Below are 11,855 nucleotides of genomic sequence, written 5' to 3'. Positions count from 1 at the left end.
GCCCCCTTGCGTTTGGAAGCGGCGGGCGCGCGATTCAGTTAGCTACCCCGCTCTAATTCCCGCTGGGTTTTTTGATTTCTTCAAGCGGATAATCAAGCATATCTGCGATCGTTTCGGGTGAGGTGCCTTTGCTCAGCATTTTTTGATTGCTATTTGTACCTCTTCTTCAATCCCTTTTTGAATCCCTTCTCTGAGCCCTTCCTCTCTTTCGCCGCGGATATTCGCGAGCTAGTCGCGTAAAATTTCAGCCGGGCTTCGTACAATACTTTGTTTTCCCGATTGGCACTCAAATTCTCCCACTCTTTGATTGCGTCAAGCACTTCCTGCTCATTCATCGCCCATTCCTCCAGTTCCTGCAAAATGTCCGTGTCAACCGTCTTTTTCCGGTAATCTGCAGCAGAAAGCATCATCAGCCACGGATAGGCTGCCGGCGGTTTCGCTTTTCTCCCTCGTCTATATTGTTTCCACTTAGCCCGGGTAATGCAGGTATTCACCCGAGTCTCATTTTAAAGTCGTGATAGCCGAATTCACGGACAATTGCGCAGTCGCCGTTTTTATATTGGATCGCGATGGCCGGAAGCGGCATGCCATTAAAGGTGGTATTTTTCACCATGGTGTAGATGGCCATATCGCCAAATACAAGGCGAACACCTTCTTTAATCGGCTTATCGAAGGAATAATCGCCGATCGTATCGCCGGCGAGGCATGTTTGGCCGCCAAGCCGGTACGTATACGGTTTTTCGCCCGGCTCCCCGGCCCCGATGAGCGGCGGGCGGTACGGCATTTCCAGCACATCCGGCATATGGCACGAGGCGGACGTATCGAGGATCGCGATGTCCATGCCGTTTTTCACTGTGTCAAGCACTGTCGTGACAAGATAGCCGGCATTTAAAGCAACAGCTTCGCCCGGCTCAAGGTAGACTTCCAAACCGTACTTGTCCTGCATCCGCTTGATGCATTTTTCGAGCAAGGGAATGTCATAGCCTTCCCTCGTAATATGGTGGCCGCCGCCGAAATTGATCCATTCCATTTGCGGCAGCCATTCCCCGAACTTTTCTTCAACGGCATTCAGCGTTGTCTCCAGATCGTCCGCATTTTGCTGGCAGAGCGTGTGGAAATGGAGGCCGGTTACGCCGTCCAGAAGATTAGGGCGGAACTGTTCCTGCGTCACACCGAAGCGCGAGCCCGGCGAACAAGGGTCATAAATTGCATGCCCGGTCTGTGTCGAGCATTCCGGATTGATGCGCAGGCCCGCCTTTTTCCCGCCTGCAAGCACGCGGCCTTTGAATTTCTCAAGCTGTGAAAATGAATTAAAAATAACATGATCGCAAATCGAGACGATCTCATCGATTTCATCTTCACGGTAAGCGGCGGAAAAAATATGGTTTTCTTTTCCCATTTCCTCATGCCCGAGGCGCGCTTCATACAAGCCGCTTGCTGTTGTCCCGCTCAAGTATTTGCCGATGAGCGGGTACAAAGCAAACATCGAAAAAGCTTTTTGCGCCAAAACAATTTTACACCCGGTCCGTTTCATCACGCCGTTTAAAATTTTCAAATTGTCTTCGAGCTTTTGTTCATCAACTACATAGCAAGGCGTCGGCAGTTCTTCAAATCGCATCAGTCGACAAGCTCCGGATTATAGCTTTCTTTCCACGGCAGGCCCCATTTGTTCAGAGCTTCCATGAACGGATCAGGATCGAACTCTTCCACATTATAAACGCCTTTTCTGTCCCATTTGCCCTGGATCAGCATCATCGCGCCGATCATCGCCGGCACGCCGGTTGTGTACGATACCGCCTGCGAGCCGACTTCTTTGTAGCAGGCTTCATGGTCGCACACATTGTAAAGGTAATAGGTTTTGTCCTTGCCGTCTTTTTTGCCGCGGAAAATGCAGCCGATATTCGTTTTCCCTTTTGTGCGCGGGCCGAGGGAAGCCGGATCCGGCAGCACAGCTTTCAGAAATTGCAGCGGCACGATTTGTTTGCCTTCAAATTCAATCGGCTCAATCGAAGTCATGCCGACGTTTTCCAGGCATTTCAAATGTGTCAGGTAACTTTCGCCAAACGTCATGAAGAAACGGATCCGTTTAATGCCAGGGATATTTGCGGCAAGCGACTCCAGCTCTTCATGGTGCAGCAGGTACATGTCGCGTTCGCCGATTTCAGGAAAATCATACACGCGTTTGATCTCCATCGGTTTTGTTTCGATCCATTTGCCGTTTTCCCAGTAGCTGCCGTTGGCGGAAACTTCGCGGATATTGATTTCCGGGTTGAAGTTTGTTGCGAACGGATAGCCATGGTCGCCGGCATTGCAGTCCAAAATATCAATATAATTGATTTCATCAAAATGGTGTTTCAGGGCATAAGCGGAAAATACGCCTGTTACGCCCGGGTCAAAGCCGCTGCCGAGAAGGGCGGTAATGCCGGCTTCTTCAAAACGTTCGCGGTATGCCCATTGCCATTTGTATTCAAATTTTGCCGTGTCTTCCGGCTCATAGTTCGCGGTGTCGAGATAGTTTGTTTTTGTTTGAAGGCAGGCTTCCATGATGGTTAAATCCTGGTAAGGCAACGCCAGGTTCATGACGACATCCGGTTTCACTTTTTCAATTAAAGCAACCAGTTCATCGACGTGATTGGCATCGACCTGTGCAGTCGTCACTTTCGTTTTTCCGCCGTCAAGCTTTGCTTTTAACGCATCGCATTTTGATTTCGTGCGGCTTGCGATGCAGATTTCTTCAAAGACTTCACTGTTTTGGACACATTTATGCGCAGCGACCGATGCTACGCCGCCGGCCCCGATAATCAACGCTTTTCCCATTCTTCTGTCTCCTTCAAATAGAATTTTTGCATAATAAAAAGCAAGTGCAATCCGCATACGTGCGCACAACACTTGCTTGAAATCATCATCCTAAAAAAGCATGCATATCCGCATAAACAGATATACGCCTGCCATAAAAGTCCGTGGACAATATGGAAGAAAGCTTTATATTCTTATAGGATCAGAGTCTATATAGCAAATAATTACTTTTACCACTCTTATTGATCGTTTCACAAGTTGATGTGCACAAGCACCGGTTGTAAAGTAACCAACTTATAAAATTTGAGTTTCCCACTCAATCAATAAGGCAACCAAAAGTTGCCGATTCGGCATTTGGCCCGGCACACCGATGCCTTTACTCCACTGGCCAAAATTATCTGCTTGGAAAGACTACTGATGCTGAATATATGCCTTCCAAATCATGCTCTTCTATCGTATCAGCACGAACTTAAAATAGCAAGAAGAAAATTTTTCATGGCGCCTTGGTTAAAACCTTCATCATTTCAATACGGTCGTTTTCAAAAATTCTTTTGTCCTTTCCTCCTGCGGGTTTTCAAAAATTTGTTCAGGGGTGCCTTTTTCAATAATCCTGCCTTCATTCATATAAACAATCCGGTCTGCGACTTCGCGGGCAAAACCCATTTCATGTGTGACGATCACCATGGTCATGCCTTCTTCCGCCAGTTCTTTCATCGTGGCCAGCACTTCGCCGACAAGCTCCGGATCAAGGGCGGAAGTCGGCTCGTCAAACAGCATGATATCAGGGTGCATAGCGAGCGAACGCGCAATGGCGACCCGCTGTTTCTGCCCGCCGGAAAGTTTGCCCGGATACACATCCGCTTTGTCGGAAATGCCAACTTTATCGAGCAGGGCACGGGCTTCTTCCACCGCCTGTTTTTTGGGGATTTTTTTTACCATCACCGGCGCTTCGATCACGTTTTCCAAGACGGTTTTATGCGGAAACAGGTTGAAGTGCTGGAAAACCATGCCGACCTTTTGCCGCACTTCATTGATATTATGGGTTTTTGGTGTGATTTCCTCCCCTTCAATTTTAATTGTGCCGCTGTCTTTTTTCTCCAAAAAATTGAGGCAGCGGAGCAGGGTGCTTTTGCCTGAACCACTTGAGCCGATCAGGCAGATCACATCGCTTTCGTGGACTACGAGATTAATATTTTTTAAAACGTGCAGATCGCCAAACGATTTATTTAAATTTTCGACCGTAATCATTTCCTTCATAGGAACGGAGCCTCCTTTAATCATTGACAGCTAAATATTTTTCCGCGCGGCTGACTATAAACGTCAGCAGGGCGACAAGGATTAAGTAATAGACTGCGACGATCAATAAATACGTCATTTCGTCAAAATTGTTGGAGCCGAGGGTCGTGGCGATATTGAACAGCTCGTCCATGGAAATAAATGCGGCCAGCGATGAATCTTTTAAGCAAATGATGAATTGGTTGCCGAGCGGCGGCAGCGCCCTCCGGAATGCCTGCGGCAAAATGATTCTGCGCAGTGCAAGCGATTTTGTCATACCAAGAGAACGTCCGGCTTCCATCTGTCCTTTGTCGATCGACTGGATCGTGCCGCGCAAGATTTCAGCGATATAGGCGCCGTTATGCAGCGCGAGTGCAAGGGAAGCCGCCCAGAAGTCAGGGAGCAGAAAGAGTCCGCTAAGCCCGAAATAAAGAATAAAGATTTGCACGATGAGCGGCGTGCCGCGGATAAGGTAAATATAAAGATCGGAAATCAGCTTGAATATTTTGAACCGGGAAATCTTTAACAAGGCAAATAGTAGCCCGATGGCAACGCCGATTAAAATGGAGACAATGGTTAGTTCAAGCGTCAAAACCATTGCTTCGAGGAAAACGTGCTTCGTACTGGCGAGCACATGGAAAAAATGAGAAAAACTAGGCAATGTACAACATTCCTTTCTGCCGGTCTAGTTCGGTTTTTTTGTAATGTCTTCGCCAAAGTATTTTTTGCTGATGCGTGCAAGCGTTCCGTCTTTTCTAAGTTTTTCAAGCGCCCGGTTAATGTCTTTTGCAAGCTTCGGATTGTCTTTTGCCACCACAACGGCCTGCTCGCTCCGCTCGATCAGCTGCCGGCCGGTGATTTTGTACCCTTCTTTGATCGCGGTCTTTCCCGTCACAAAGTCGGTGATGACGGCATCGTGGCGGCCTTCCGAAAGCGACTTCAGAGCGGTGATGTCACTGTCATACACTTTTACATTTTTCGCATATTTAGATGCAATGTCCGCATAGGTGGATCCTTTTGCGGCGGCTACTTCCTTGCCCGAAAGGTCCTTCACGGTTTTTATCGTGCTATCCGGCCTTGTAAAAATTTGCGGCCCGGAATAGTAGTAAGGGGTTGTAAAGATGACATGTTTGCTGCGCTGCGGGGTCACAGTATGGCTCGCAACCGCTGCATCTGCCCGTCCGGTGTTGATGCCTTCCACAAGCCCTTTGAATTTCATCCGTTTTTGAACAGGCTTTAGCCCAAGTTCTTTTGCAATCGCATTTCCTACTTCAATATCAAATCCAGTCATGGTCAAATCATCTTTTACATAGCTGAATGGTTTAAATTCGCCGGAAGCCGCAAATGTAAATGTATCTTTATGGATCAGTTTTGCCCCGTCCGGCAGTTCGTCTTTTTTCGCACATGCGGATAAAAGGACGACTAGCATTGCAGATAAGAATAGAAATGCCTCTTTTTTAACATGCAGCCCCATGGCTTTCTCCTTCCCGAAGTTGGTCCGATTTGCTAAATTACTCATCCGTTTTTTACCCTGTTCCTATGAAAATAATCATAAGCGGGCGGTTGGGGGAAACAGCAAAAAGGATGCAACGCTCTGTTGCATCCTTTTTGCAGTAGATTGATAGATTTTTCATCATTCCGGCATGAGTTCCAGTTTGGAGTGGATCGTTACATCATTAAAATCAATGCCCAATTGAATGGCAGTTTGTGCTACTTCCGGCCGGATGCCGGAAAGAATGCATTTTACCCCGATTAACCGCAGCGTCTCAATCAGCCGGAAAATTTGCTGGGCGACCATCGTATCGATGACGACCACGCCGGATAAATCAATGTACAGAAGGAGAACGCTTTTTTCTGCGCATTGTTCAAGGGTTTTTTCCAGAATGATTTTCGCACGGTTGGAATCAATTTCCCCGACAAGCGGCAGCAGCGCGGTATTTTTGCCGACCATAATGACAGGGGAACTTAGCTCTTTAATCGTTTCTTGCTGGGACTCCAGCCGCTTTAAGGAATAGTGGTGGTTTTCTTTCATAAACCAGATCATGACATGTTCGAATGTACGGATGATCGCCCTGCGCCAAAAATTCAATTCCTCATATGTATACTCTCCTTCGTGGGCTGCAACAAATGAATCGAACAGGTCGAGATACTGTTCCTGCGTGTGGAAGAACTCACGCAAAATGAAGTGGTTCGGTGTGGCAAGATGCTCTTCATCTTGTGCAACGCTCATTACCCACTTTTCAAAATGGTGTAAAAAGGTATCTTCATCTTTTAAAAACACTTCACAAAACTGGACGTGGAACTCGTGGTTCTGCTCTTTCAGTCTTGCAACCACTTCGGGGTCGGTGGACGCATAAACCCCCTGCACGCTGTTTTTGTCGAGAGATGCGTACCAGTCTTCCGTCAATTGCCATGTTTTTTCAAGGAAAAAATGATGCAATGCCTGTCTTAGCTCCATTTTATCACCCGCATGATGTAAGATTGAATTGATGGTCATGATCGTTTTCGCCATTTCTTGTCTTTCTATTTTAAAATAAAATTCTATTTATTGAAATAGAAATGTTGGATTTAGGAAAGAAAAAACTCATTTTCTTTATAGAATGAAAAAACGGTGGGACACGATTCATGATGGTGTCCCGCCGTTTTATATTTCATTGGTTTTTTCAGCGGTTTCGATACGTCCGCCCGGTTTTTCTTGCTGTTATTTTATCGCTTGCCACTGCCAGTTTTCGATTTCCGGCAGATCTGTGCCTTCTTCGCGGATGTACGCATGATGTTTTTGCAGCATGCTGTCCATTTCGCTGATGAGGGCTGCGTGCCGGGCTGTATCAGGCAGGCTTGACACCACTTCTTTTACAAGGTCAAACCGATCCATCTGGTTCATCACGCGCATGTCAAACGGCGTTGTGATATCCCCGTTTTCACGGTAGCCGTGCACATGCAGATTGTGGTTTGCACGGTCAAAAAACAAGTCTTTGATCAGGCCTTCGTAACCGTGGAAGGCAAAAACAACCGGTTTGTCCTTTGTAAAATAGGCGTCGAACGCTTCATCCGAAAGGCCGCGCGGATCCAATGCCGGGCTTCTTAATTTCAAAATATCGAGCACATTGATCATGCGAATCTTCAATTTCGGCAGTTTTTCGTGCAAAATCGAAACAGCAGCGAGGCTTTCAAGCAACGGTTCTGTCCCGCATGCGGCAATGACAATATCCGGATTGCCGCCTTCGTCCGTGCTTGCCCAGTCAATGATTTTCAGTCCGCGGTCTGCCAGCTCTTCCGCTTCTTCAACGGTAAACCATTGCGGGCGTGGGTGTTTGGACGAAACAATCAGATTGATTTTCCCACGGTCGTTCAGGATTTTGTCAAATACAGCGAGCAGCGTATTGGCATCGGCCGGCAAATATTCCCGGATAAATTCCGGTTTTTTATCAGCCAGGTGGCCAAGAATACCCGGATCCTGATGGGTATAGCCGTTATGATCTTGTTGGAATACAGTGGAAGTGGCGACCACATTCAATGACGGGATATCCGCACGCCACTTTTGTTCTGCTGCTTTCCGCAGCCATTTGAAATGCTGGGTGATCATCGAATCGACGACACGCAGGAACGCTTCGTAACTTGCAAAGAAACCGTGGCGGCCGGTTAAAACATAGCCTTCCAAAAATCCTTCCGCCTGGTGCTCAGACAGTTGCGAGTCAATAACACGGCCGTCCGGTGCCAAAAATTCATCATTCGGTTCTTTGATTTTTTCCACCCATTGCCGCTTTGTAGCCTCGAATACCGGCGCCAAACGGTTCGACATCGTTTCATCCGGACCGAAAATCCGGAAGTTGCGTTTTGTTTCATTTTTTAAAATCACGTCTTTTAAATATGTCCCTAAAACGGTCATATCCTGCGCCATCTGTTTTCCATGTTCCTTGTTGTCCAGCGCATAATCGCGGAAATCCGGCAAATCAAGGTCTTTGATATGGAAGCCGGCATTGGTGGCAGGGTTCATCGCCATCCGTTTGCTGCCTTTCGGGGCAATCCTGGCAATTTCCGGTTTCAGCCGCCCGTTGTCATCGAATAATTCTTCCGGCCTGTAACTTTTCATCCAGTTGATTAAAACATCGAGATGTTCCATGTGGTCCTGGTCGACCGGAACCGGAATCTGGTGGGCGCGGAATGAATGTTCAACCGGCTTCTCGTCCCATTCCTTAGGGCCGGTCCACCCTTTTGGCGCACGGAAAACAAGCATTGGCCAGGCGGGGCGGGTGGTGTCACCGGTTTTCCGGGCATGTGACTGGATGGCTTGGATCTGTTCGATCATTTGGTCCATTACATACGCCATATCGCGGTGCATTTCTTCCGAGTCTTCCCCTTCAACGAAATACGGCCGCCAGCCGAGCCCTTCAAAATAAAGCGCCAGTTGTTCATCAGACATACGGGAGAGCATGGTCGGATTGCTGATTTTAAAACCGTTTAAAAGCAAAATTGGCAGAACGGCGCCGTCCGTTACCGGGTTGATGAACCGGTTGGACAACCAGGAAGTGGCAAGCGGCCCGGTTTCCGCTTCCCCGTCGCCGACGACAACAGCGGCCATTAAATCGGGCTGGTCCAAAATGGCGCCGGTGCCGTGTGAAAGGGAATAGCCCAGTTCGCCGCCTTCATGGATCGATCCCGGCGTTTCCGGTGCCGCGTGGGAAGCAATGCCGCCCGGGAATGAAAACTGTTTAAACAGTCTCTTCATCCCTTCTATGTCCTGTGTCACATTCGGATAAATTTCAGTATAACTGCCGTCAAGATAAGAATTGGATACCATCACCTGGCCGCCGTGCCCCGGCCCTTCAATATAAAACATATTTAAATCGTATTTGTTGATCACTCGGTTCAGATGGGCGTAAATAAAGTTCTGCCCTGAAATCGTCCCCCAGTGCCCGATCGGTTTTGCTTTCAGATCAGAAGGCTTTACGGGTTCTTTTAATAACGGATTGTCTTTTAAATAAAGCTGGCCAACCGAAATATAGTTGGCTGCACGCCAGTATGCATCTAAATTTTTCAGATAAGCAGGGGAGGAATAAGCGACTTGCGAAGCTGCCATTGCCATTTCAACCGCTTCCTTTCATTTATCATCTACGTTCATCATACCGCTTACACCTAAAAAATCAATCTTTTTACAAATTAATACGGTCCAAATTCGTGAAATTATGAACATATCATGTCTAAAAAAAGCTGAAATGCATTCAGCCTACTCTGACACCGATACAAATGTATTGAACTTTAAATATTGATAGTGGAGCCGCATATGGGAAAACTCAAACGGCGTGCCGTTGTCGAGAAAAAAGATGCCTTCCATAATACCGACCGGTTCATGTTCTTTTAAACGCAAAAGTTCACGGTCCTTCGCGTTGGACGGTTCTGCAAAAATAGATAAAAAAGATTTCGTTACGGCCATATTGTGGACATCTTCCAGATAGTTGAAAATGGAGCCTTCAATGATTTCGGGCGTTAAATTTTGGACGATTTTTATCGGAATATAACCGGTCTCCATCATAAACGGATCCTCATCAAACAAGCGGAGCCGGCGTATTTTATAAACAAAATCATGGGGGTTCAAAAACAAATTCCGCTGCAATTCTTCTGTCGGCGGAATGACCTCAAAACAGAGCACTTTTGTGGCCGGCTTTTGGCCATGCATGTGAAAATTGTCGGTGACACCGAGGTTTGTGCCTTCGTAATTAAAAATGGACGCGTTTTTTATATACAAAGGATTGATGAATGTTCCGGAACCGCGTTTTTTAAAAATAATGCCGTCGTTGGCCATTTTCGAGAGCGCCCGCTTAATGGAACTGCGGCTGACCTGATAGGCTTCACTCAGGCTTCGTTCATCCGGCAGTTTCATATCGGGGAACTGTCCGGCAAAAATTTTTTGTTTCAAATCATCGATAATTTGCTTGTATACGAATTGTGCCATGGCGTATCCCTTCTAAAGGTTTCTGTATGAACAGTTTACCACAGATTCTTTTTGGTTCAATGAATCACAACAGGCGCCAAGTTTTGACCGCGTTGCAAAACCGGATGGTGGAAGCGTTCAGCCGCCCGTTCCAAATCGGCCCCCACTCAATAGAAGCAACAGGCAGCATCGGGATCAGTTTGTATCCGGACCATTGCAGCGATGAAGAAACCTTGATTGCAAAAGCGGATGAAACGATGTACGAAATTAAAAAACGCGGCAAAAACAGCTATAAGCTGAAAGAATGAAATAAGCACCGTTCCGGAAGATGGAACAGTACCCCTCCTTAGTTTTCATCCGTTTCCTGTACCCAGACAGAAACGCTTCCGCCGTTAACCGGAAATCCTGCATAGCCGTCTTCGCCAATTGTAACTTTTTCCTGCCGGTTGCCGGTAGCGTCCACCCAAACCTCGCCAGCGCGCTCTTTTCCGACAAGCATTCTTTTTTCGCCGTTCTCGCCGTTTGAGATAACGACGGCACAGCCGGAATGCGGGATCTCCGGAACGCCGCGGCGCACCCAGCCGATTGTGTTCGGATGGTCGAAATAATCATCTTGCTCGCCATACGCTTTTTCCCGCCGGACAGATAAAAGCGGGGAAAGGGCGTCTTTTTTTCCGGGAATCGGATTGTCGCCGCCGATGCCGTACATATCCCCGTAAAAGACGCACGGATAACCGTCTTTCCGCAGCAGAATCAAGGCATAGGCGCTCTGCTTAAACCAGTCGTCCACCCATGATTCCAGCGATTCGTTCGGCTGTGAATCATGGTTATCGACAAACGTAACAGCATTCAGCGGGTGCGTTTGAACGAGTGTATCATGAAAAATCGTCGGGAGGTCAAACGCGCGCCCTTTTTTAGATGCTTCATGCAATTTATAATGGAGTGCAACATCGAACAAATCGATTTTAAACTGTACATGGTCGAGGTATTTTTGGCACGCTTCCAGCTGCGGATTCCAGAACTCGCCGACAAAATAAAAATGGTCTCCGCGGTGTTCCATTAAGGCAGCGGCAAAGTCGCGGATAAAGTCATGGTTGATATGCTTAATGGCATCGAGCCGGTAGCCGTCACAACCGGTCGTATCGGCCAGCCATTTTCCCCATTCGATCATTTCTTTTTTTACATCCGGATGGTTGTAATCAATGTCCGCGTACATCAAGTAATCAAAGTTTCCAAATTCGTTGTCAACATGCTCATCCCAATGCTTATTTTCCCCGACAATACGGAAAATGCCGTTCCGCCCTGTCCGGTTGTCGTAATCGACGCCACTGAAATGGGTATGATTCCACGTAAAATCAGAATACTTGCCTTTCCGGTTTGTAAAATTGAACTTTGTCCAGCCTTCTATTTCAAATGGTTCGGAAATTTCTTTGGTGCGGTCCATCGGGTCGACTTCCACCACTTGGAAAGCTTCGGTTTCATCTGCGCCCGCTTTATGGTTCATGACGACATCGATATAGACCTGGATATCATGCTCGTGGCAGGCGTTGATCGCTTCATGCAATTGCTGTTTCGTCCCGTACTTTGTCCTGACGGTGCCTTTCTGGTCAAACTCTCCAAGGTCATAATGGTCATACACGCCATAACCATTATCCATGTCTGACTGTCCTTTTGTCACCGGCGGAAGCCAGACAGCATCAATCCCGGTTTTCTTTAATTCGGGCGCCATTTCTTTCAGCCGGTTCCAATGGCTGCCGTCTGCCGGCGTATTCCATTCAAAAAACTGCATGATTGTATGATTCCGTTCCAAGAAAAGTACCCCTTCCAAAAGAAGTAATAGTTGATGCGTTTA

Annotated in this window: 11 protein-coding genes; 1 reads left to right on the top strand and 10 read right to left on the bottom strand. The window is 47.4% G+C overall.

Features of this window, described 5'->3' with window-relative positions:
• Positions 1–149: 149 nt before the first annotated feature.
• The 9 genes from NST70_RS16900 to NST70_RS16860 form a co-directional block, all read right to left on the bottom strand.
• A complete protein-coding gene (locus NST70_RS16900) occupies positions 150–494 on the bottom strand; it encodes a hypothetical protein (RefSeq protein ID WP_235801674.1) in 345 nt (114 codons plus the stop codon).
• Positions 491–1,618 carry a carboxynorspermidine decarboxylase gene (nspC, locus tag NST70_RS16895; protein WP_035188716.1) on the bottom strand — a complete coding sequence of 376 codons (1,128 nt, stop codon included), beginning with the start codon at positions 1,616–1,618 and terminating at the stop codon, positions 491–493. Before nspC ends, NST70_RS16900 begins: the two co-directional genes overlap by 4 nt.
• Positions 1,618–2,817 carry a saccharopine dehydrogenase family protein gene (locus NST70_RS16890; protein WP_013860852.1) on the bottom strand — a complete coding sequence of 400 codons (1,200 nt, stop codon included), beginning with the start codon at positions 2,815–2,817 and terminating at the stop codon, positions 1,618–1,620. Before NST70_RS16890 ends, nspC begins: the two co-directional genes overlap by 1 nt.
• A 498-nt stretch (positions 2,818–3,315) precedes the next feature.
• Positions 3,316–4,053 carry an amino acid ABC transporter ATP-binding protein gene (locus NST70_RS16885; RefSeq protein WP_035188714.1) on the bottom strand — a complete coding sequence of 246 codons (738 nt, stop codon included), beginning with the start codon at positions 4,051–4,053 and terminating at the stop codon, positions 3,316–3,318.
• A 16-nt stretch (positions 4,054–4,069) separates the two neighbouring features.
• The gene (locus NST70_RS16880; protein WP_035188711.1) at positions 4,070–4,732 is read right to left on the bottom strand and encodes an amino acid ABC transporter permease; all 663 of its coding nucleotides are present in this window, start codon (positions 4,730–4,732) and stop codon (positions 4,070–4,072) included.
• Between the two features lie 24 nt (positions 4,733–4,756).
• Positions 4,757–5,545: a transporter substrate-binding domain-containing protein gene (locus tag NST70_RS16875; protein WP_104851693.1), complete on the bottom strand. Its 789-nt coding sequence runs from the start codon at positions 5,543–5,545 to the stop codon at positions 4,757–4,759.
• 159 nt (positions 5,546–5,704) lie between these two features.
• Entirely contained in the window at positions 5,705–6,529 is an 825-nt protein-coding gene (locus NST70_RS16870; RefSeq protein WP_035188747.1) for an STAS domain-containing protein, read from the bottom strand.
• A gap of 243 nt (positions 6,530–6,772) precedes the next feature.
• Complete coding sequence (locus tag NST70_RS16865) at positions 6,773–9,157, bottom strand: phosphoketolase family protein (RefSeq protein WP_152598473.1); 2,385 nt, start codon at positions 9,155–9,157, stop codon at positions 6,773–6,775.
• 141 nt (positions 9,158–9,298) lie between these two features.
• Positions 9,299–10,024, bottom strand: coding sequence for a GntR family transcriptional regulator (locus NST70_RS16860; protein ID WP_035188708.1), 726 nt, complete (start codon positions 10,022–10,024; stop codon positions 9,299–9,301).
• 26 nt (positions 10,025–10,050) lie between these two features.
• Here NST70_RS16860 and NST70_RS16855 point away from each other — a divergent pair, with 26 nt between their 5' ends.
• On the top strand, positions 10,051–10,311 hold the full coding sequence (locus NST70_RS16855) for a diguanylate cyclase (protein ID WP_014096658.1): 261 nt from the start codon (positions 10,051–10,053) through the stop codon (positions 10,309–10,311).
• Positions 10,312–10,349: 38 nt separating this feature from the next.
• Here the strand turns inward: NST70_RS16855 and NST70_RS16850 are convergent, their stop codons facing one another.
• Entirely contained in the window at positions 10,350–11,813 is a 1,464-nt protein-coding gene (locus NST70_RS16850) for an alpha-amylase (protein WP_035188707.1), read from the bottom strand.
• Positions 11,814–11,855: the final 42 nt, after the last annotated feature.

Origin of the sequence: Weizmannia sp. FSL K6-0777, from assembly GCF_038593185.1 — a bacterium.
Classification (GTDB): Bacteria; Bacillota; Bacilli; order Bacillales; family Bacillaceae_C; genus Weizmannia; species Weizmannia faecalis.
This window is presented reverse-complemented; position numbering and strand designations above follow the sequence as displayed.

Coding starts and splice junctions, on each gene's coding strand:
- nspC (WP_035188716.1), bottom strand. CDS start 1,618: ATGCGATTTGAAGAACTGCCGACGCCTTGCTATGTAGTTGATGAACAA.
- NST70_RS16890 (WP_013860852.1), bottom strand. CDS start 2,817: ATGGGAAAAGCGTTGATTATCGGGGCCGGCGGCGTAGCATCGGTCGCT.
- NST70_RS16885 (WP_035188714.1), bottom strand. CDS start 4,053: ATGAAGGAAATGATTACGGTCGAAAATTTAAATAAATCGTTTGGCGAT.
- NST70_RS16875 (WP_104851693.1), bottom strand. CDS start 5,545: ATGGGGCTGCATGTTAAAAAAGAGGCATTTCTATTCTTATCTGCAATG.
- NST70_RS16870 (WP_035188747.1), bottom strand. CDS start 6,529: ATGGAGCTAAGACAGGCATTGCATCATTTTTTCCTTGAAAAAACATGG.
- NST70_RS16865 (WP_152598473.1), bottom strand. CDS start 9,157: ATGGCAATGGCAGCTTCGCAAGTCGCTTATTCCTCCCCTGCTTATCTG.
- NST70_RS16860 (WP_035188708.1), bottom strand. CDS start 10,024: ATGGCACAATTCGTATACAAGCAAATTATCGATGATTTGAAACAAAAA.
- NST70_RS16855 (WP_014096658.1), top strand. CDS start 10,051: ATGAACAGTTTACCACAGATTCTTTTTGGTTCAATGAATCACAACAGG.